Source organism: Streptomyces formicae (genome assembly GCF_002556545.1).
Classification (GTDB): Bacteria; Actinomycetota; Actinomycetes; order Streptomycetales; family Streptomycetaceae; genus Streptomyces; species Streptomyces formicae_A.
The window spans coordinates 5,718,340-5,737,444 of sequence record NZ_CP022685.1; the positions used below are offsets into that span (position 1 = coordinate 5,718,340).

Here is a 19,105-nt window from a genome sequence, read left to right on the forward strand (position 1 = left end):
TGGTGAACGCCCCTTGGCGGCCGCTTCGTGCGGCCGCCAAGGGGCGTTCACCGTTCTTCGGGCGTGTTCGTCAGGCGCGGGGCTCCCGCTTGCCGTAGCCCAGCGTGACCAGACCCGCCGACGCGATCACCACCAGCGCCACGATCCGCAGCGCCGCCTCCATCCCGCCCGCGAAGCCGTCCCCGCCGTGCGAGGCCAGGGTCGTGCCGGTGACGGCCACGCCGAGTGCCGCGCCCACCTCGCGTGCCGAGGTGCTGAGGCCGGAGCCGAGACCCGCCTGGTGGGGCGGGAGCGAGGTGACCACGCTCATCGTGAGCGCGGGCATGCACAGGCCCGTGCCCGCCGAGATGATCAGCAGCCAGCAGGCGTAGACCGCGTAGGGCGTCGCGCCGGTCGCGGTGGACGCGCCGAGCAGGCCGGTGCCGATCAGGAGCAGACCGCCGCCGACCACCGGACGGGGGCGCCCCGCCCAGCGCGCGGCGAGCCGGGGGATCAGGACCATGCCGATCGTGAGCGGGATGATCGCCAGGCCCGCGCGTGCGGCGCCGTACCCCTTCTCGTACTGCAGGAACTGCGAGTTGACGTAGAAGAGCGAGAAGAGGCCGAAGAAGCTCGCCGCCGTGCCCAGGGTCGCCGCGCGCAGCTGCGGCGAGGCGAAGACCCGGGGGTCGAAGAGGGGCGCCCGGGAGCGCAGCCCGTGGCGGACGAAGAGGGCGATGAGTACGGCGCCCGCGGCGAAGGCCGTCAGGATGCGCGCCGACGTCCAGCCGTGCAGCGGGCTCTCGATGATGCCGAAGAGCAGGGCGAGCAGCCCGCCGGTGAGCAGGAGCGTGCCGACGGGGTCGAGGGACGGGGCCTCGACTGCCTTGTCCGTACGGGGAGTTGTCAGGGCGGCGGCCAGGGCGAGCAGGGCGGCCAGCGGCACCATCACCCAGAACAGCGCCTGCCAGGGCAGGTAGGAGCCGATGAGCCCGCCGCCGATGTTGCCCGCGAGGCCGCCGAGTCCGGCGGACAGGGCCCAGGAGGCGAGGGCGCGCGGGCGGTGGGCGAGCGGGGTGACGCGCATCAGGATCGACAGGGTGGCGGGCATGATCAGCGCGGCTCCCGCGCCGGAGAGCGCGCGGCCCGCGATCAGCGTCGCCGGTACGGCGGCGAGCGCGCTGACGGCGGCGCCCGCGGCGAAGAGGCCGAGACCGGCGAGGAGCGCGCCCTTGCGGCCGTAGCGGTCACCGAGCGCGCCCGCGGGGATGAGTAGGCCCGCGAAGGCGATGACGTAGGCGTCGACGGTCCACAGGAGCTGGCTGGGGGAGGGGTGCAGCGCGGACGAACTCAGCTGCGGGACAAGGAGGTTGATGGCTGCGACCATGCCCTGGGCGACGAGTACGCAAGCGCACAGGACGAGCAGGGTCGAGCGGCGCGGGGGCGGCGGGGAGGGTGCGGAGGCCGGTGCGGGAGGCGCGGAGGTCGGGGTGCGGGCCGGGGTGTCGGCGGGCGTGCGGGCAGGCGAGGGCAAGACTCCTCCTCGGGAGCGTCGTGGTGGGGGATGCCCGTTCACCGTAGGCTCGGCAGTGACCTGCTTTCCAGTGCATCTTTTGCAGGGGATGAATGCGCGTGACGCAATCCGGATCAGAGGGCGCCCCCGTGGGTGCCGCGGGGCTCGACCTCAATCTGCTCGTCGCCCTCGACGTGCTGCTCGACGAGCAGAGCGTGTCGGGCGCCGCGCGGCGGCTGCATCTGTCGGAGCCCGCGATGAGCCGCACCCTCGGCCGCGTCCGCAAGGCCCTGGGCGATCCGATCCTGGTCAGGGCGGGCCGCCAGATGGTGCCCACGCCGCACGCGCTGGCCGTGCGGGCCGAGGTGAGCGCGGTGGTGGAGCGGGCCCGCGCGCTCTTCGCGGGGCCCGGCGCCGTGGACCTGCGCACGGTCTCGCGCACGCTCACGATCCTCGGCACCGACGCCTTCGCCGCCGTGTACGGCCCCGGGCTCTTCGCCCGCGCCGCCGAGGAGGCTCCCGGCGTACGGCTCCGGTTCCTCGGCGAGAGTCATCTGGACGCGCCCCTGCTGCGGCAGGGCATCGCCGACCTGGAGGTCGGCGTGATCGACACGACCTCGCCCGAGGTGCACGTCGAGCACTTCCACGACGACCGCATGCTCGGTGTCGTACGACCCGGACACCCGCTGCTCAAAGGGGAGTTGACGGCGCGTCGGCTCGCGGACGCGGCGCATCTGACCGTCTCGCGCCGGGGGCGTCTGGCCGGTCCGCTGGATGCCGCGCTCGCCGAACTCGGCCTGAGCAGGCGGGTGGTGGGCAGCATGGGGACGTTCTCGTCGTCCGTCTTCGTCCTGCTGCGCACCGATCTGGTGGGCCTCGCCGCCTCGTGGATCCGTCCCCTGGCGGAAGGTCTGGGGCTCGTCACCTTCGACGTGCCCCTCGACCTGCCGCTGCTCCCGCTGGGCATGGCCTGGCACCCGCGGCACGACGCGGATCCCGCGCACGCGTGGCTGCGCGGGTGCGTGCGGGACCTCCTGGCGCGGGAGGGGGGGGGCGAGTGACCCGCCCCCGTGAGTCGGGCGAAGGCGAGTGACCCGCCGCGCTCCCGCGCTACCTCGCCGCCGCCTCCTTCGTCAGCTGTACGGCCGCCACCAGGCTCAGGCCCGGCTCCGCCTGCCGCAGTGACTTGACCGCCGCCACCGCGTCGAGCTCCCCTTCGTACCCGGCGTCCGCGAGCCGTCGGCGGACCCACCGGGCGCGCAGCTCGGCGTCCCCGCCCTCGGCGGCAGCCGCGACGAGTGCGGCCGCGCGTTCGAGGCCCGGCCGCTCCGCCTCGCTCGCGTCCGCCAGTGCCGCCCGGATCGACTCCGCGATCGCGTCCGCGTCGCGCAGTACCACCACTGCCGTCTCCCGCTTGCCGAACATGCCGGTCACTCCCATGCAGTTGCTCATCATTGCTTACCTGCTCATGAATGTAGTAGTTCTTATACATGAGCGAGCAAGTGCACAACAGGTTGGCGATGGTGCGCGCCGAGCGGAAGGTGTCGCGCCAGAGCCTGGCCGAGGCGGTGGGGGCCCACTACCAGACCATCGGCTACATCGAGCGGGGGCAGTACAACCCGAGCCTCGACCTCGCGCTGAAGATCGCGAAGTTCTTCGAGCTGCCGGTCGAGGCGCTGTTCTCCCTCGACCCGTTCCGCCCGCTCACCGATCAGGTCTACGGGAGGAATCAGTGATGAGCGGCAAGGGCGCGCGGCAGGGGCAGGCACAGGCGCAGGCGCGGATGACCGGATACGACCGGCGCATGTACGCGATCATGAACCGCCGCGAGGCCGCCCCGCTGTACGCCACCGCGGGCCGCCGCCGCGTCGTCGTCGTCGCCCACATGGCGCTGACCGCGCTCGGCATCGCGTGCTGGCTCTACTCCGTGCTCGGTGACGAGCGCTGGGCGACGTTCGGGATCCTCGGCGTCCTGCTGCCGTGGTGCGTCGCGACCGGCGTGATCAACGGCGCCACCCGTGGCCTCCTCGAACTGCGCGCCCGCGCCCTGGACGAGCGTCAGCGCGCCGAGAAGGACCGCGTGGTGACCCGCGCCCACCAGGCGATGATGTGGCTGCTGCTCGGCGCGACCGTCGCCGTGGGCTGCGCGGGCCTCGCCGGGTTCGAGGTCGAGGGGCTGATCTTCCCCGTGCTGTTCAGCGTGTTCGTCGTGCACTGGCTGATGCCGCTGTGGATGGCGGGCCTGACGGCCGCCGACGAGCCGGTGGACGAGGCCGACGAGGCCGACGAGGTCGACGGGGAGCCGGTCGGGGTCTGAGCCGGGTGGCTCAGATCTTCTGGAGTTGCCGCTGGAGCTTGGAGACGTCGACCGACTCGTCGGCCGACGGCGTCTTCGAGGGGACCGGTTTGTCGTAGTCGGAGAAGGTCGTCGTCGTGTCGTCGCCGTCGCCCTTCTCCACCGCCTTCAGCAGGTACGGCTTGCCCTCGGTGGCCACGTAGAGAGTGGTCTCCTTGCCGTCGTCCTTGCCGGTCAGCGGGATGACGTCGGTGCCGTCGAGGGTGGTGGGCTCGCCCTTGGCCAGCGACTTCGTCGCGTCGTCGGAGTCGTCCTCGATCTCCTTCTGGACCTTGCGGAGGTCGCAGACCTCGGAGACCTCCCTGAGCATCACATCGCTCGTGGTGCCGTGGACGTAGCGGTTCTTGAAGATCTCGGCCGCCGCTTCGCCCTCGCCGCCGGGCACCTGCGTCTTCCAGAACTTCTCGTCCGGCTTCACCCACACCTTGTCGCCGCGTTTGACCAGCTCAAGAGCGGCGCCGTTCGCCATCTTCATCGAGCCGACGCAGTTGCCGTCGCGGTCGAGGGTCAGTTCCATCGACGCCGGGTCGTCCGAGTCCGAGTCGGTGTCCGCGTCGGAGTCGGACTCGGTGTCCGAATCCGTGTCCTTCGTGGCGTCCGAGCCCGTCGCTCTCATCGAGATGTGCACCGATTTCGCGTCGAGCAGTTCCTGCTTGGCCTTGTCGGAGATTTCCCGTGCGCTCAGGTTCCCGACACCACCGGTCCTGTCCTTGACCTTGTCCTTGCCGTCGCCGTCCGACGAACATGCGGGGAGGATGAGGAGGGCGGCCGCGCAGCAGGCCGCACTCCCCGTCACGCGCTTCCTGGACATTCTGCTCATTCCGTCACCTCCGGTGACAAACTATGCATCGAGCGTACGTTTGGGTCCGAGTGCCCGCACGCGCAGTGACACAGCGCACTTTCAGCCACGGGTTGCGCATGCTTTCTCCACCTCAGGGCAGGTGCACCCGGCTACCGCGAGTGACAGGCGGGGCAAATGACAGGAACGGAAGGCAAACGGGACGTGTCCGCACAACAGACCATCCATGTGGGCGGAGAGTGGCTGAGCGCCGCCTCCGGCGCCACCCGCGAGATCCTCGACCCGGCGGACGCCAAGCCGTTCGCCGTGATCGCCGAGGGCTCCACGGAAGACGCGGACGCCGCCATCGCAGCCGCCCGCACCGCCTTCGACGAGGGCCCCTGGCCGAGCACGCCGGTCGCCGAGCGCGCCGCGCTCCTGCGCAGGGTCGCCGACCTCCTGGTGCGTGACCGCGAGGAGATCGGTCTCCTGGAGAGCCGCGACGCGGGCAAGACCCTCGAAGAGGGCCGGGTCGACGTGGACTGCGTCGCCGACGCCTTCCGCTACTTCGCCGATCTCGTCATCGGTGAGGGCGCGGGCCGTGTCGTCGACGCCGGGTCCGACGACATCCACAGCGTCGTCGTGCACGAGCCCGTCGGCGTATGCACGATGATCACGCCCTGGAACTACCCGCTCCTGCAGGCCAGTTGGAAGATCGCCCCGGCGCTCGCGGCGGGCAACACCTTCGTCATCAAGCCGAGTGAGGTCACTCCGCTGACGACGGTCGCGCTGATCGAGCTGCTCGTCGAGGCGGGCCTGCCCGCCGGTGTCGCCAACATCGTGACCGGCCCGGGACACACCGTCGGCGCCCGCCTGTCCGACCACTCCGACGTCGACCTGGTCTCCTTCACCGGCGGCCTCGTCTCCGGCACCAAGGTCGCCCAGGCCGCCGCGCTCGGCGTGAAGAAGGTCGCCCTGGAGCTCGGCGGCAAGAACCCCAACGTGGTGTTCGCCGACGCCTGCGCCACCGACGAGGACTTCGACACCGCCGTCGACCAGGCGCTGAACGCCGCCTTCATCCACAGCGGGCAGGTCTGCTCCGCCGGTGGCCGCCTCATCATCGAGGAGTCGGTCCGCGAGCGCTTCGTCGCCGAACTCGCCCGCAGGGCCCAGCAGATCAAGCTCGGCCGGGGCACCGAAGAGGGCGTCGAGTGCGGCCCGCTCGTCTCCCAGCAGCAGCGCGAGAAGACCGAGGCGTACGTCGCCTCCGCCCTGGCGGAAGGCGCGGTGCTCCGCTCCGGCGGCAAGCGCCCCGAGCCCAGCGACGTCCGTCCCGCCGAGGGCTACTTCTACGAGCCGACCGTGCTCGACCAGTGCCACCGCGAGATGAAGGTCGTCCGCGAGGAGGTCTTCGGGCCCGTCCTGAGCGTCGAGACCTTCCGCACCGAGGACGAGGCCGTCGCGCTCGCCAACGACACCGAGTACGGCCTCGCGGGCGCCGTGTGGACCACCGATGCGGGCCGCGCCCGCCGCATGGCCCGCCGGATGCGCCACGGCACCATCTGGATCAACGACTTCCACCCCTACCTGCCGCAGGCGGAGTGGGGCGGCTTCGGCAAGAGCGGCGTCGGGCGCGAGCTCGGCCCCGCCGGACTCGCCGAGTACCGCGAGTCCAAGCACATCTACCAGAACCTGGCGCCACAGCCGGTCCGCTGGTTCGCGGGCTGAGCCCCGGCACGTAGCGGTTCGCGCGGGGCGGCACACACCGCCCCGCGCACGTACGTCAAGCACCTTCACCCCCCCGAGCACCCCCCGCTCATTACGCGCAAGCACCTTGGCACGACCTCGCAGGAAGAGGAGCACGCAGGCATGTCTGACCAGACCGAGTACGACTACGTCATCGTCGGTGGCGGCACCGCGGGATCGGTGATCGCGTCCCGCCTCACCGAGAACCCCGACGTCACCGTCGCCGTCATCGAGGGCGGCCCCAGCGACATCGACCGCGAGGACGTCCTCACGCTCCGCCGCTGGCTCGGCCTGCTCGGCGGCGACCTCGACTACGGCTACACGACCACGGAACAGCCGCGCGGCAACTCGCACATCCTGCACAGCCGCGCCAAGGTGCTCGGCGGCTGCTCGTCGCACAACACCCTGATCTCCTTCAAGCCGCTGCCCTCCGACTGGGACGAGTGGGAAGAGGCGGGCGCGGCCGGCTGGGGCGCCAAGGCCATGGACCCCTACTTCGGCAAGCTGCGCAACAACATCGTGCGCGTCGCCAAGAAGGACCAGAACCAGATCGCCACCGACTGGGTCGAGGCGACGAAGACCGCGCTCGGCGTCCCCGAGGTCGTCGGCTTCAACGACAAGCCCTTCGACGAGGGCGTCGGCTTCTTCGACCTCTCGTACCACCCGGAGAACAACAAGCGCTCCTCCGCTTCGGTCGCCTACCTGCACCCCCACATGGAGGCCGGTGACCGCCCCAATCTCCACCTCTTCCTGGAGACCTGGGCCACCAAGCTGGAGCTGGAGGGCAAGATCGCGCGCGGCGTCCACATCCGTACGAAGGAGGGTGTGGAGAAGCTCCTCACCGCCCGTAACGAGGTGCTCGTCTGCGCCGGGGCCGTCGACACGCCGCGCCTGCTCATGCACTCCGGCATCGGCCCGAAGAAGGACCTCGAAGCCCTCGGCATCCCGGTCGTACACGACCTGCCGGGCGTCGGTGAGAACCTCATCGACCACCCCGAGTCGGTCATCGTCTGGGAGACCAACGGGCCGCTGCCCGGCAACTCCGCGATGGACTCGGACGCCGGTCTGTTCGTGAAGCGGGACCCGGACCACAAGGGCCCGGACCTGATGTTCCACTTCTACCAGATCCCGTTCACCGACAACCCGGAGCGCCTGGGCTACGAGCGCCCCGAGCACGGTGTGTCGATGACGCCGAACATCCCCAAGTCCCGTGCCCGCGGCCGTCTCTACCTGACGTCGGCGGACCCGGAGGTCAAGCCCGCGCTCGACTTCAGGTACTTCGAGGACGAGGGCGACTACGACGGGCAGACCCTCGTCGACGGCATCAAGCTGGCGCGGAAGGTCGCCGAGGCCGAGCCGTTCAAGAAGTGGCTCAAGCGCGAGGTCTTCCCCGGCCCCGAGGTCACCGACGACGCCGAGATCAGCGAACTCGTGCGCAAGGCCGCACACACCGTCTACCACCCTGCGGGCACCTGCCGAATGGGTGCTTCCACTGATGAACTCGCAGTGGTGGACCCGGAGTTGAAGATCCGGGGCATGGCCGGAATCCGTATCGCGGACGCATCCGTCTTCCCGACGATGCCCGCCGTGAACCCGATGATCGGAGTACTCATGGTCGGGGAGAAATGTGCCGAGATGCTGGGCGGTGACGGCCGATGAGCGAGGCCGCCGTGACGACATCCACGGACACCGACAAGACGAGCGCGGACGGACCCGTCTTCGCCGTCAAGAACCTCTGGAAGGTCTTCGGGCCCAAGGCGGAGCGCATACCCGACGACACCTCGCTGCACGGCCTGAGCCCCGCCGAACTGCGCGAGCAGACCGGCTGCACCGCCGCCGTGCGCGATGTGTCCTTCGAGGTCAACAAGGGTGAAGTCTTCGTCGTCATGGGCCTTTCCGGCTCCGGCAAGTCCACCCTCGTACGCTGTCTGACCCGGCTCATCGAGCCGACCTCGGGCGAGCTCGCCATCGACGGCGAGGACGTCCTCGCCATGGACAAGGCCCGACTGCGCGAACTGCGCAGGCACCGCGCCGCCATGGTCTTCCAGCACTTCGGCCTCCTGCCGCACCGCTCGGTCCTCGACAACGTCGCGTACGGCCTGGAGATCCAGGGCGTCGGCAAGGCCGAGCGCCGCGCCAAGGCCCTCGAAGTCGTCGCGAAGGTCGGCCTCGACGGTCTCGAGCAGCGCAGGCCCGGACAGCTCTCCGGCGGTCAGCAGCAGCGCGTGGGCCTGGCCCGCGCCCTCGCCGTGGACCCCGAAGTCCTGCTGTTCGACGAGCCGTTCAGCGCGCTCGACCCGCTGATCCGCCGCGACATGCAGGAAGAGGTCGTCCGGCTGCACCGTGAGGAGGGCCGCACGATGGTCTTCATCACCCACGACCTCAGCGAGGCCCTCAAGCTCGGCGACCGCATCGCCCTGATGCGCGACGGCAAGGTCGTCCAGCTCGGCACCCCCGAGGAGATCGTCGGCTCCCCGGCCGACGACTACGTCCGCGACTTCGTCCGCGACGTGGCCCGCGCCGACGTGATGACCGTGCGCAGCGCGATGCGCCCCGCCGACGCCGACGAGGAGGCCCGCGGCGCGGCCCTCGCGCCCGACGCCAAGGTCGCCGAGGCCATCGAGGCCGTCGCCCGCTCCGGCTTCCCGGTGCGCGTCATGGACGGCAAGCGCTGCCTCGGCGTGGTGGACCACGCGGGACTGCTCGACGTGGTCGCCGGTACCTCGTCAGCCGCGCGAACGGCCCCCGACAAGGGTGAGGTGGTCGCCTGATGGCCACCGCCACCGCATCGAGTCCCGTACGAGATACCGGAATCGGTGCGCTCCTGAGGCACCGTGCCGTCGGCAAGCTCCTGCTGCTCGCCGTCGCCGCGGCCGTCGTCGTGCCGATCCTCAACGCCAAGTGGGCGTCCGGCGCCTGGCCGGACGCGCTCACCGTCGACCTGACCGAGCCGCTGGGCAAGACCACCGACTGGATCATCGACAACCGGGACAGCCACTGGCTGTTCACCTACTTCTTCGGGCACATCAGCAACGCCATCGTCCTCTCGGTGCGCGGCGTCTACCTGGTGCTGCTCGCCGCGGGCTGGGCCGGTGTGACCGCCGCCGCCGGGCTCATCGCCTGGCGCGTCGCGGGCGTCAAGCTCGCCGTCATGGCCGCCGCGTCGTTCGCCGTGTGCGGACTGCTCGGCATGTGGGTCCCGACCATGCAGACGCTCGCCCTGATGATCGTGGCCGTCCTCGCCTCGGTCGTCCTCGGCCTGCTGCTCGGTCTCGCGGGCGGGCTCAACGACCGGATCTTCCGGATCCTGCGCCCGGTCCTGGACACCATGCAGGTCCTCCCCGCGTACGCGTACCTGCTGCCGTTCGCCCTCGTCTTCGGCATGGGCGTCCCCGCGGCCATCATCGCGACGGTCGTCTACGCGGCCCCGCCCATGGCCCGGCTCACCGCGCTCGGCCTGCGCGGCGCCGACGGCGGCGTGATGGAGGCGGTCAGCTCGCTCGGCGCGACCGCGCGCCAGCGGCTCTTCTCCGCGCGCCTGCCGCTCGCCCTCAAGCAGCTGATGCTCGGCGTCAACCAGACGATCATGATGGCGCTCTCCATGGCCGTCATCGCCTCGGTGATCGGCGCCGGCGGCCTCGGCGACCGCGTCTACCAGGCGCTTTCCACCGTCGACGTCGGCCAGGCGCTCGCCGGCGGCATCCCGATCGTGCTGCTCGCCGTCGTCCTGGACCGGGTGACCGGCGCCGCGGGCGAGCGCATGGGCGCGCACGTCGAGGACGACTCGCCGCTGCGCGGCTGGCGCGGCTGGTCGATCGCGGCCGCCGTCACCGTCGTCGCCGCGCTCGCCGCCCGCTTCGCGGACCGCGTGGACTGGCCGACCGGCTGGGTCGTCAACATCGCCCCCTCGGTCAACACGGCCAAGGACTGGATGGTCGACCACCTCTACACCGACGTGCCCGTCGTCGGCGGCACCGCCGACTGGGCCGCGCACTTCACCACCTGGGTCCTGAACCCGGTCCGCGACGGCCTCCAGGGACTGCCCTGGTGGTCGGTCCTGCTGATCGTCGCCGCGCTCGCCTGGCTGATCGGCACCTGGCAGACGGCGCTCACCGCCGTCGCCGCGATGGGCGCGATCGGCGTGCTCGGCGTGTGGAACAAGTCCCTCGACACGCTCTCGCAGGTCCTCGCCGGTGTCGCCGTCACGCTGGTGCTCGGCTTCGCGATCGGCGTCGCCGCCTCCCGCAGCGCACGGCTCGAACGCCTGCTGCGCCCGGTGCTCGACGTCTTCCAGACGATGCCGCAGTTCGTGTACCTCATCCCGGTCGTCGCCCTCTTCGGCATCGGCCGCGCCCCCGCGGTCGCCGCGGCCGTCGTCTACGCGCTGCCCGCCGTCGTCCGCATCACCACGCAGGGCCTGCGCCAGGTCGACGCCGCCGCGATGGAGTCCTCGCGCTCCCTCGGCGCCACCAGCTGGCAGCAACTGCGCCAGGTCCAGCTGCCGCTGGCCCGCCCCGCGCTGCTCCTCGCCCTCAACCAGGGCGTCGTCCTGGTCCTCGCCGTCGTCGTCATCGGCGGTCTGGTCGGCGGTGGCGCGCTCGGCTACGACGTGGTGTTCGGCATCGCGCAGGGCGACCTGGCGACCGGCCTGGTGGCCGGTGCCGCGATCGTCTGCCTCGGCCTGATGCTCGACCGGGTCACGCAGCCGACGGAACGCCGCGCGAAGAAGGGAGCGTGACCATGCGGGTACGTACGCGTGTGACCAGTGCGGTCACGGCGGTCGGCGCGCTGCTCGCGCTCTCCGGCTGCGGTGCCGCCGACATGACCAAGCAGGCGTCGCCGTACGCGAACGCCGCCGGGGCCAAGACGGTGACCCTCTCGGTCCAGTCCTGGGTCGGCGCGCAGGCGGACGTCGCCGTCGCCGAGTACCTGCTCAAGAACGAGCTGGGCTACCGGGTCGACAAGGTCCAGATCGACGAGGTCCCCGCCTGGGACGCCCTCAGCCAGGGCCGCGTCGACGCGATCATGGAGGACTGGGGCCACCCCGAGCAGGAACAGCGCTACGTCAAGGACAAGAAGACGATCGTCCCCGGTGGCGACGTCGGCGTGACGGGGCACATCGGCTGGTACGTCCCGACGTACTTCGCCAAGAAGCACCCGGACGTCACCAACTGGAAGAACCTCAACAAGTACGCCGACCAGTTCCGTACGTCCGAGAGCGGCGACAAGGGCCAGCTCATGGACGGCTCCCCGTCGTACGTGACGAACGACAAGGCCCTCGTGCAGAACCTCGGCCTCGACTACGAGGTGGTCTTCGCGGGGTCCGAGGCGGCGCAGATCACCCAGATCGAGCAGTTCGCCAAGAAGCAGAAGCCGTTCCTCACCTACTGGTACAAGCCGCAGTGGCTGTTCGAGAAGGTGCCGATGACGGAGGTGAAGCTGCCCGAGTACAAGGAGGGCTGCGACGCCGACCCCGCCAAGATCAAGTGTGCCTACCCGCACACGCCGCTCCAGAAGTACTTCAACGCGGACTTCGCCAAGAACGGCGGCGAGGCGGCGAAGTTCCTGAAGAACTTCACGTGGTCGGAGGCGGACCAGAACGAGGTCTCCCTGATGATCGCCGACAAGAAGATGTCGCCGGACGACGCGGCGAAGGCGTGGATCGACAAGAACCCGTCGAAGTGGAAGGCGTGGCTTCCCAAGTAGGGCGGTCGTTTCCGTCGTGCCGGTGCCGGGTGCCTCTTCGGAGGCACCCGGCACTTCCACGTCTCTACGTCTTCTGCGTCTCTACGTCTCTACGCCCAGGTCAACTCGTCCGCGATGCCCCGCAGCGCCGACATCGTCCGGTGCAGCAGACCGGGCCCGAACGTGATCCGCGTGGCGCCGAGCTCGCCCAGCTCCCTGAGGGAGGGGCCACCCGGCCTGGCCACCACGTTCAGCGGCCCCTCGATCCCGGCCCGCAGCACGGGGATCGCCTCGACCGGCGCCAGGATCGGATAGACGCAGTCCGCGCCCGCCGCCACGTACAGGCGGGCCCGCTCCACCGCACGCTCCGGATCGGTGACGCCTCGTACGAACGTGTCGACCCGCGCGTTGATGACGAGCCGCTCCCCCGCGGCCTCCCGCACCTCGGCGAGCCAATCCGCCTGCTCCCGGGGGTCGCGGAGAGCCTCCGCGCCCTTGCCTCCGGAGGAGTCCTCCAGGTTGCAGCCGACCGCGCCCGCTTCGAGGAGCCGGTCCACCAGCTCCCCGGCGCCGAGGCCGTAGCCCGCCTCCGCGTCCATCGTCACCGGCACGGAGACCGCCCGGGTGATCCGGGCGACCGCCGCGAACATCTCGTCCGGCGGCACCTGACCGTCCTCGTACCCGAGGGAGAGGGCGATCCCCGCGCTCGGCGTGGCGAGCGCCGGGCTGCCCGCCTCCTCGAAGACCCGTGCGCTCGCGGCGTCCCACGGCCCGGGGAGGACCAGCGGATCGCCGGGCGCCCGGTCGTGGTGCAGGGCGCGCAGCGTCTCGACGGCGCTCACCACGCGGGCCCGCCGGGCGCGATGCGGCGGCTGACCATCAGCCGGTTCCAGCTGTTGATGACGGCGATCAGGCCGATGAGATGGGCGAGTTCGGCCTTGCCGAAGTGCTTGGCCGCCACCTCGTACACCGCGTCGGGGACGAATCCCTCGGTCAGGACGGTGACCGCCTCGGTCAGCGCGAGCGCCGCACGCTCGCGCTCGGTGAACAACTCCCCGGCCTCTTCCCAGGCGTTGAGGAGCGCGATGCGCTTCGGCGTCTCGCCGCCCTCCAGAGCGGCGTCCACGTGCATGTCGAGGCAGAACGCGCACGCGTTGATCTGCGAGGCGCGCATCATCACGAGCTCGGCGAGCACGGGATCGCCGAGCCCCTGCTTGGCGGCGCCGCTCAGCGCGCTCATCGCGCCCGCGACGCCCTTGTCCAAGTGCGTGGTACGGGCGGTCACTTGGTCTCCCCGGCCTTGTAGTGGCCCGGCACCATGCGGGTGGTGACGCCGAAGCGGTTCCACGCGTTGATGACCGTGATCGCGGCGATGAGCTGGGTGAGCTCGGCCTCCTCGAAGTGCTCGGCGGCCGATGCGTACACCTCGTCCGGCACGAATCCGTCGGTCAGGACGGTGATCGCCTCGGTCAGCTCGATCGCGGCGACCTCCTTGGCGGTGTAGAAGTGCCGCGACTCGTCCCAGGCGCTGAGCTGGATGATCCGCTCGACGCTCTCGCCCGCCGCGAGGGCGTCCTTGGTGTGCATGTCGAGGCAGAACGCGCAGTGGTTGAGCTGCGAGGCGCGGATCTTGATGAGCTCGAAGATCACCGGGTCGAGGCCCTTACGGGCGGCCGTGTCGAGCTTGATCATGGCCTTGAAGACCTCGGGGGCGTGCTTCGCCCAGTCCAGGCGGGGGCTGTGCTCGTGGACGTACTCCTTGGTGGCGCCCGTCGTGGTCCCGGTGGTGTTCTCGTTCGTCGTCATGGGATCGAGCCTACGGTCGGGGTAGCCCACGGGTATGGTCCATTTCCATGGGAGAAACATGGGCCACTTTGGGCGTCGACCTGCACCTGGAGACGGGCGGTGAGGCGTCGCGCGGCGGGGTGCGCAAGGGGCTGACCGACGCGCTGCGCGAGGCGGTGCGGGGCGGCCGCCTGGCTCCCGGCACGCGCCTGCCGTCGTCCCGCTCGCTCGCCGTCGACCTCGGCATCGCGCGCAACACCGTCGCCGACGCGTACGCCGACCTGGTCGCCGAGGGCTGGCTCACCGCGCGGCAGGGTTCGGGCACGCGGGTGGCCGAGCGGGTCGTCGCGCCGCCGGTGCGGGCGGCGACGCCGCGCAGGAAGGGCGGGGCGCCGACGTACGACCTCACGCCCGGCACCCCCGACCTGTCCGCGTTCCCGCGCACCGAGTGGCTCAAGGCGGCCCGCCGCGCGCTGGCGGCCGCCCCCAACGACGCGCTCGGGTACGGCGATCCGCGCGGCCGCGTCGAACTGCGCGAGGCGCTCGCCCGCTACCTCGCGCGGGCCCGTGGCGTGCGCGCCGACCCCGACCGCATCGTCGTCACGGCCGGTTTCGTGCACGGCCTCTCGATCCTGGGCAGGGTGCTGCGGCAGCGCGGCGTGCGGGAGGTGTCCGTGGAGTCGTACGGCCTGGACGTCCACTGGAACCTGCTGCATCGCGCGGGCCTGCGCACGGCGCCGCTCGACTTCGACGAACTGGGCACGTGCACGGCCGGGTTGGGGTCCGGCAGGTCTGGCGGGTCGGGCGCGGGCGCCTCGAAGGCGGTGCTCCTCACCCCCGCGCACCAGTTCCCGATGGGCGTGCCTCTGCGGCCCGAGCGGCGCGCGGCGGCCGTCGACTGGGCGCGGCGCGAGGGCGGACTGATCCTGGAGGACGACTACGACGGCGAGTTCCGCTACGACCGCCAGCCCGTCGGAGCCCTCCAGGGCCTGGACCCCGAACGCGTCGTCTACCTGGGCACGGCCAGCAAGTCGCTCGCCCCGGGACTGCGCCTCGGCTGGATGGTGCTGCCGTCCGCGCTGCGCGACGAGGTCCTCGGCGAGAAGGACGCGTCGGGCTGGTCGTGCGGCGCCCTGGACCAGCTGACGCTCGCGGAGTTCATCACCTCGGGCGCGTACGACCGTCAGGTGCGCGCCGCCCGCCTGCGCTACCGGCGCCGCCGCGACCACCTGGTGGCCGCGCTGGCCGAGCGCGCCCCCGAGACCCGCGCCACCGGCATCGCGGCCGGCCTGCACGCGGTCGTCGAACTCCCGCAGGGCACCGAGCAGTCCGTCGTCCAGGCCGCCAACTGGGAGCGCCTCGCGGTGCAGGGCCTGTCCCGCTTCCGGCATCCGCGCGCGGCGGTGCGGCAGGCGGACGCGCTGGTGGTGGGGTACGGGACACCGGCGGAGCACGCGTGGGCGGGGGCGCTGGAGGCGCTGTGCCGGGTGCTTCCGTGAAGGGCCGCCGGTTGCTTCCCCGGGCGCCAGCGGGCGTTCGAGCTCAGCTCCTCGGCGCGGGCCGGGTCAACTCCTCGGGTCCGTCGGCCTGTTCCGGCGCCTCGCCGAACCGCGCCAGCGCCAGCGCGCCCGCGACCGCCACCGCGAAGCCGAGGACCGCCAGCCAGGCGAGCCCTTCGCGGGTGCGGTCGCCGAGCCAGACCACGCCGACGAGCGCCGGGCCGACCGTCTCGCCGATCACCATTCCCGCGGTGGCCGTGGTCACCGAGCCGCGTTGCAGGGCCGAGGTGAGGAGCAGGAAGGCGGCGCCTCCGCCGAGCAGCAGGGCGTACGTCGCCGGGTTGGTGACGAGCGCGCCGGGGGAGATGTCGTCGATCAGGCGTACGGTCACCTCGACCACGCCGAAGCCGAAGCCCGCGCCCAGGCCGAGCGCGAGGGCCCGGCCCCGGTCGGGCAGTCGGCCCGCCACCGCGCCGAGGAGCAGGACGGCGAGCGCGACGCCCAGCATCACGTAGCGAAGCGTGGTCGAGCCGGTGCGTTCCCCCTCGTCCCCGGACGCCAGGCCCAGCATCGCGAGGCCCGCGCAGACGACGCCCACCGCGCCCCACTCGACGCCGCTGAGCCGTACGTGCAGGAGGCGCGCGGCGACCACCGCCGTGACGGCGAGGCTCGCGGCGAGGGCCGCGCCCACCGCGTAGATCGGGATGGAGCGCAGGGCGACGATCTGGAGCAGGAAGCCGAGTCCGTCGAGCGCGAGTCCGGCGAGGTAGCGCCACTGGCGCAGGGCGCGCAGGAGCAGCGCGGGGTCGACGCCGGACCCCGTGCCGGGCGCGGTGGCGCGGGCGGCGACCGCCTGGAGGACCGAGGCCGTGCCGAAGCAGACCGCTGAACCGAGAGCGCAAATCATCCCAAGAGACACGAAGTGACTGTAGAGGAAGGCGAGTCAAAGGAGACCCAAGGGATCCAACGGACCCAAGGGACACCGAGGGGAGGCGCCCGCCGGGGCGTGCCGGGTGTTACCTACGCTGATCGGCGATCAACGTACGAAGCAGGACGACGGGGGAGCGGAACATGGCACAGAAGCAACCACGGCGGCTGCGGTCCAGCACGGTCGTACTCGGCGGCATGGGCGTCCTCGCCGCCGCCCTGACCTCCTGCGGCTCGGACCCGGACCGGCGCTGCGTGGACCGGGACAGTTACGACGCGCTCCTCGGCTACAAGATCGTCAGCGACAAGGGCTGCAAGACGGGGACATCGGGACGCAAGACGGGCGCGGGCGCCTCGTACGGCACCGGCACCGGAAAGGGCACCGGCACCGCCAAGGGTTCCGGCCGCACCGATCCCACCTGGTACTACGACGCCGACGTCGACGGCCGCTATGCCGATCACGGCACCTTCAGCCGCAGCGAGGCCGTCGACCGCGACGGCTTCGGCTGCTCGGGCAGCGGCAGCGGCGGCGGCTGAGACGCCGAGACACGAGACGCGAGACGCGAGACGCCGAGACATGGAACGCCGCACCATCGACCCCCGCCCCGGCTGGCAGCAGACCGTCGAGGACCAGGGGCTCGTCTACCCGCTCACCCGCTACCCCGACGACTCGCTGCGCCCCTACTGGGACGAGAGCGCGTACTACGTCTTCTCCCTCCCCGAGGTCGAGGCGCTGGAGGAGGTCGTCGAGGAACTGCACGCGATGTGCCTCGCCGCGGCGGAGCACATCGTCGCGCACGACCGCTTCGGCGACCTCGGGATCACGGACCCGAGGGTGGTCGACGCCGTCGCCGAGGCATGGCGCCGCAAGGCCGAACTCCCTTCCCTGTACGGGCGGTTCGATCTCCGATACGACGGCACGGGCCCGGCCAAGATGCTGGAGTACAACGCCGACACCCCCACGTCCCTGGTCGAGGCGGCGAGCCCCCAGTGGTTCTGGATGGAGGAGCGCTTCCCCGGCGCCGACCAGTGGAACTCCCTCCACGAACGCCTGGTCGACGCCTGGAAGAAGCAGGCCCCGCTCCTTCCGCCCGGCGGCCCCCTGTACTTCGCGCACTCCGCCGCCGATGAACTCGGCGAGGACCTGATGACGGTCGCGTACCTGCGCGAGACCGCCGAACAGGCGGGCCTGGCCGCCGAATCCATCTCCATGGAGGACATCGGCTGGGACCGGCTCTCGGGCCGCTTCGTCGACAAGAAGCTGCGCTTCATGCGGAGTTGCTTCAAGCTCTACCCGTGGGAGTGGCTGACCGCGGACCGCTTCGCGCCGCACGTCCTGGAGACCCTCGACAACGGCGGCGGCACCGGCTCCACGCTGTGGATCGAGCCCGCCTGGAAGATGCTGCTCTCCAACAAGGCGCTGCTCGCCGTGTTGTGGGAGCTGTATCCGGGGCACCCGAACCTGCTGCCCGCGTATCTGGACGGGCCGCGCGAGCTGGCCACCACGCGGGGCTACGTGGCGAAGCCGCTGCTCGGCAGGGAGGGCGCGGGGGTGACCGTGCACGAACCGGGTGAACGGGGTGCCGCACTCCTGCCCCGTGAAGAGCCCTGCTGCTATCAGGAGTTGGCGCCCCTGCCGGACTTCGACGGCAACCGCGTCGTCCTCGGCGCGTGGGTCGTCGAGGACGAGGCGGCGGGACTCGGCATCAGGGAATCGGCGGGGCTGATCACGGACGAGTACGCCCGGTTCATCCCTCATGTGATCCTGTGACGGCGCCGATACGGACCAGCATCTTGCCGGTGTTCGCCCCGCGCAGCACCCCGAGGAACGCCTCGGGCGCCCGCTCGATGCCGTCGACGACGGTCTGCTCGGTGCGCAGTGCGCCGTCGGCGAGCAGCGGCGCCGCGCGGCCGATCCACTCAGGGAACAGATCGAGGTGGCTGGTGACGAGCATGCCGCGCAGCGTCGCCTCCTGCTTGGCGGCGTGGAAGAGGTTGTTCGGTCCCGGCACGGGCCCGGTCGCGTTGTAGGTGCTGATGGCGCCGACCAGCGCGATGCGGCCGCCGGGACGTATCGCGCCGATCGCGGCCTCCAGGTGGTCGCCGCCGACCGAGTCGAGGTAGACGTCCACGCCGTCGGGCGCGGCCTGGGCGAGCTGCTCGGGCAGGCCGCCCGCGCGGTAGTCGATGGCGGCGTCGTACCCGAAGGAGTCCAGGAGCTTCTTCGTCTTCGCGGGACCGCCCGCCGAGCCGATCACCCGGGAGGCGCCGAGCTCGCGGGCGATCTGCCCGGCGACACTGCCGACCGCGCCCGCCGCGGCCGAGATGAGGACGACGTCGCCCTCGCGCACCGGAGCGGTGCGGGTCAGCGCGGCGTACGCGGTCAGACCCGTCGTGCCGAGTGGGCCGAGGTAGGCGTCGGCCGGGGCGATCGAGGTGTCGACGACCGTCGCGGCGGCGGCGTCGACCACGGCGTACTCCCGCCAGCCCAGGAAGTGCGAGACGGTGGCGCCGACCGGCACGGCGGGGGCGTTGGACGCGACGACCTCGCCGAGCGCGCTGCCCTCCAGCGGCGCGCCCAACTGGAACGGCGGGATGTAGGACGGCACGTCGTCCATGCGGCCCCGCATGTACGGGTCGACCGACATCCAGGTGTTGCGTACGAGGATCTGCCCCTCGGCGAGCTCGCCGGGTACCTCGGTGGTGGCCAACTCGAAGTCGGCGGGGGTGGGTTCGCCTGTGGGGCGGGCGGCGAGGCGGATTTCGCGGGAGAGGGTCATGACGGTTCCTTCCGGTGCTTCGGGCTTCTTGCGGTGTCGCTCACGGGAACCACCGTG

General features: G+C 71.5%; 19 protein-coding genes. 11 read left to right on the forward strand and 8 right to left on the reverse strand.

The genetic code is table 11. The annotated features are described in order from the left end of the window. Nucleotides 1-70: 70 nt before the first annotated feature. Entirely contained in the window at nt 71-1,405 is a 1,335-nt protein-coding gene (locus KY5_RS24990) for an MFS transporter (protein ID WP_234363210.1), read from the reverse strand. Between the two features lie 200 nt (nt 1,406-1,605). On the opposite strand from KY5_RS24990, the gene KY5_RS24995 reads away from it, so the two are divergent. Further along, nucleotides 1,606-2,553, forward strand: coding sequence for a LysR family transcriptional regulator (locus tag KY5_RS24995; protein WP_098244327.1), 948 nt, complete (start codon nt 1,606-1,608; stop codon nt 2,551-2,553). 49 nt (nt 2,554-2,602) lie between these two features. Here the strand turns inward: KY5_RS24995 and KY5_RS25000 are convergent, their stop codons facing one another. Then, nucleotides 2,603-2,944: a hypothetical protein gene (locus tag KY5_RS25000; protein ID WP_234362848.1), complete on the reverse strand. Its 342-nt coding sequence runs from the start codon at nt 2,942-2,944 to the stop codon at nt 2,603-2,605. A gap of 38 nt (nt 2,945-2,982) precedes the next feature. Between KY5_RS25000 and KY5_RS25005 the strand changes: the two genes are divergently transcribed. Together KY5_RS25005 and KY5_RS25010 are read left to right on the forward strand one after the other, a co-directional pair. After that, nucleotides 2,983-3,228, forward strand: coding sequence for a helix-turn-helix transcriptional regulator (locus KY5_RS25005; protein WP_055554276.1), 246 nt, complete (start codon nt 2,983-2,985; stop codon nt 3,226-3,228). Then, complete coding sequence (locus KY5_RS25010; protein ID WP_234362849.1) at nt 3,228-3,809, forward strand: hypothetical protein; 582 nt, start codon at nt 3,228-3,230, stop codon at nt 3,807-3,809. Before KY5_RS25005 ends, KY5_RS25010 begins: the two co-directional genes overlap by 1 nt. A gap of 10 nt (nt 3,810-3,819) precedes the next feature. Here the strand turns inward: KY5_RS25010 and KY5_RS25015 are convergent, their stop codons facing one another. Further along, complete coding sequence (locus tag KY5_RS25015; protein WP_098244328.1) at nt 3,820-4,659, reverse strand: hypothetical protein; 840 nt, start codon at nt 4,657-4,659, stop codon at nt 3,820-3,822. A 165-nt stretch (nt 4,660-4,824) separates the two neighbouring features. Between KY5_RS25015 and KY5_RS25020 the strand changes: the two genes are divergently transcribed. The 5 genes from KY5_RS25020 (at nt 4,825) to KY5_RS25040 (ending at nt 12,078) form a co-directional block, all read left to right on the forward strand. Next, nucleotides 4,825-6,354 (forward strand): aldehyde dehydrogenase family protein, encoded by a 1,530-nt coding sequence (locus KY5_RS25020; RefSeq protein WP_199843216.1) that lies wholly within the window; start codon nt 4,825-4,827, stop codon nt 6,352-6,354. 141 nt (nt 6,355-6,495) lie between these two features. Further along, a complete protein-coding gene (locus tag KY5_RS25025; RefSeq protein ID WP_098244330.1) occupies nt 6,496-8,031 on the forward strand; it encodes a GMC family oxidoreductase in 1,536 nt (511 codons plus the stop codon). Continuing rightward, the gene (locus KY5_RS25030) at nt 8,028-9,143 is read left to right on the forward strand and encodes a quaternary amine ABC transporter ATP-binding protein (protein WP_098244331.1); all 1,116 of its coding nucleotides are present in this window, start codon (nt 8,028-8,030) and stop codon (nt 9,141-9,143) included. Before KY5_RS25025 ends, KY5_RS25030 begins: the two co-directional genes overlap by 4 nt. After that, nucleotides 9,143-11,110, forward strand: coding sequence for an ABC transporter permease (locus KY5_RS25035; protein ID WP_098244332.1), 1,968 nt, complete (start codon nt 9,143-9,145; stop codon nt 11,108-11,110). Before KY5_RS25030 ends, KY5_RS25035 begins: the two co-directional genes overlap by 1 nt. 2 nt (nt 11,111-11,112) lie before the next feature. Beyond that, on the forward strand, nt 11,113-12,078 hold the full coding sequence (locus tag KY5_RS25040) for an ABC transporter substrate-binding protein (RefSeq protein WP_199843218.1): 966 nt from the start codon (nt 11,113-11,115) through the stop codon (nt 12,076-12,078). 89 nt (nt 12,079-12,167) lie between these two features. Here KY5_RS25040 and KY5_RS25045 read toward each other — a convergent pair whose 3' ends face one another. From KY5_RS25045 to KY5_RS25055, 3 genes are read right to left on the reverse strand one after another with little or no spacing between them, the layout of a single operon-like run. Next, nucleotides 12,168-12,899, reverse strand: coding sequence for an isocitrate lyase/PEP mutase family protein (locus KY5_RS25045; protein WP_098247463.1), 732 nt, complete (start codon nt 12,897-12,899; stop codon nt 12,168-12,170). After that, nucleotides 12,896-13,342: a carboxymuconolactone decarboxylase family protein gene (locus tag KY5_RS25050; protein ID WP_234362850.1), complete on the reverse strand. Its 447-nt coding sequence runs from the start codon at nt 13,340-13,342 to the stop codon at nt 12,896-12,898. The genes KY5_RS25045 and KY5_RS25050 overlap by 4 nt, the downstream gene beginning before the upstream one ends. After that, nucleotides 13,339-13,863, reverse strand: coding sequence for a carboxymuconolactone decarboxylase family protein (locus KY5_RS25055; RefSeq protein ID WP_098247461.1), 525 nt, complete (start codon nt 13,861-13,863; stop codon nt 13,339-13,341). The genes KY5_RS25050 and KY5_RS25055 overlap by 4 nt, the downstream gene beginning before the upstream one ends. A 47-nt stretch (nt 13,864-13,910) precedes the next feature. Between KY5_RS25055 and KY5_RS25060 the strand changes: the two genes are divergently transcribed. After that, nucleotides 13,911-15,341 carry a PLP-dependent aminotransferase family protein gene (locus KY5_RS25060; protein ID WP_098244334.1) on the forward strand — a complete coding sequence of 477 codons (1,431 nt, stop codon included), beginning with the start codon at nt 13,911-13,913 and terminating at the stop codon, nt 15,339-15,341. Nucleotides 15,342-15,384: 43 nt separating this feature from the next. On the opposite strand, the gene KY5_RS25065 is transcribed toward KY5_RS25060, so the two are convergent. Next, nucleotides 15,385-16,248 (reverse strand): hypothetical protein, encoded by an 864-nt coding sequence (locus tag KY5_RS25065; protein ID WP_098244335.1) that lies wholly within the window; start codon nt 16,246-16,248, stop codon nt 15,385-15,387. Nucleotides 16,249-16,412: 164 nt separating this feature from the next. Here KY5_RS25065 and KY5_RS25070 point away from each other — a divergent pair, with 164 nt between their 5' ends. Both KY5_RS25070 and KY5_RS25075 read left to right on the forward strand, forming a co-directional pair. Further along, nucleotides 16,413-16,805: a hypothetical protein gene (locus tag KY5_RS25070; RefSeq protein WP_098244336.1), complete on the forward strand. Its 393-nt coding sequence runs from the start codon at nt 16,413-16,415 to the stop codon at nt 16,803-16,805. 40 nt (nt 16,806-16,845) lie between these two features. Continuing rightward, nucleotides 16,846-18,039, forward strand: coding sequence for a glutathionylspermidine synthase family protein (locus tag KY5_RS25075; protein ID WP_098244337.1), 1,194 nt, complete (start codon nt 16,846-16,848; stop codon nt 18,037-18,039). Here KY5_RS25075 and KY5_RS25080 read toward each other — a convergent pair. Then, on the reverse strand, nt 18,017-19,048 hold the full coding sequence (locus KY5_RS25080; RefSeq protein WP_098244338.1) for an NADP-dependent oxidoreductase: 1,032 nt from the start codon (nt 19,046-19,048) through the stop codon (nt 18,017-18,019). The genes KY5_RS25075 and KY5_RS25080 overlap by 23 nt on opposite strands. Between the last annotated feature and the right edge of the window lie 57 nt (nt 19,049-19,105).

Excerpts from the sequence above, each read along its gene's own strand:
- KY5_RS25030 (WP_098244331.1), top strand. The coding sequence starts at position 8,028 with ATGAGCGAGGCCGCCGTGACGACATCCACGGACACCGACAAGACGAGC.
- KY5_RS25015 (WP_098244328.1), bottom strand. The coding sequence starts at position 4,659 with ATGTCCAGGAAGCGCGTGACGGGGAGTGCGGCCTGCTGCGCGGCCGCC.
- KY5_RS25060 (WP_098244334.1), top strand. The coding sequence starts at position 13,911 with ATGGGAGAAACATGGGCCACTTTGGGCGTCGACCTGCACCTGGAGACG.
- KY5_RS25000 (WP_234362848.1), bottom strand. The coding sequence starts at position 2,944 with ATGAGCAACTGCATGGGAGTGACCGGCATGTTCGGCAAGCGGGAGACG.
- KY5_RS25010 (WP_234362849.1), top strand. The coding sequence starts at position 3,228 with ATGAGCGGCAAGGGCGCGCGGCAGGGGCAGGCACAGGCGCAGGCGCGG.
- KY5_RS25075 (WP_098244337.1), top strand. The coding sequence starts at position 16,846 with ATGGAACGCCGCACCATCGACCCCCGCCCCGGCTGGCAGCAGACCGTC.
- KY5_RS25025 (WP_098244330.1), top strand. The coding sequence starts at position 6,496 with ATGTCTGACCAGACCGAGTACGACTACGTCATCGTCGGTGGCGGCACC.
- KY5_RS25005 (WP_055554276.1), top strand. The coding sequence starts at position 2,983 with ATGAGCGAGCAAGTGCACAACAGGTTGGCGATGGTGCGCGCCGAGCGG.
- KY5_RS24995 (WP_098244327.1), top strand. The coding sequence starts at position 1,606 with ATGCGCGTGACGCAATCCGGATCAGAGGGCGCCCCCGTGGGTGCCGCG.
- KY5_RS25070 (WP_098244336.1), top strand. The coding sequence starts at position 16,413 with ATGGCACAGAAGCAACCACGGCGGCTGCGGTCCAGCACGGTCGTACTC.
- KY5_RS25035 (WP_098244332.1), top strand. The coding sequence starts at position 9,143 with ATGGCCACCGCCACCGCATCGAGTCCCGTACGAGATACCGGAATCGGT.
- KY5_RS25080 (WP_098244338.1), bottom strand. The coding sequence starts at position 19,048 with ATGACCCTCTCCCGCGAAATCCGCCTCGCCGCCCGCCCCACAGGCGAA.
- KY5_RS25040 (WP_199843218.1), top strand. The coding sequence starts at position 11,113 with ATGCGGGTACGTACGCGTGTGACCAGTGCGGTCACGGCGGTCGGCGCG.
- KY5_RS25020 (WP_199843216.1), top strand. The coding sequence starts at position 4,825 with ATGACAGGAACGGAAGGCAAACGGGACGTGTCCGCACAACAGACCATC.
- KY5_RS25065 (WP_098244335.1), bottom strand. The coding sequence starts at position 16,248 with ATGATTTGCGCTCTCGGTTCAGCGGTCTGCTTCGGCACGGCCTCGGTC.
- KY5_RS25055 (WP_098247461.1), bottom strand. The coding sequence starts at position 13,863 with ATGACGACGAACGAGAACACCACCGGGACCACGACGGGCGCCACCAAG.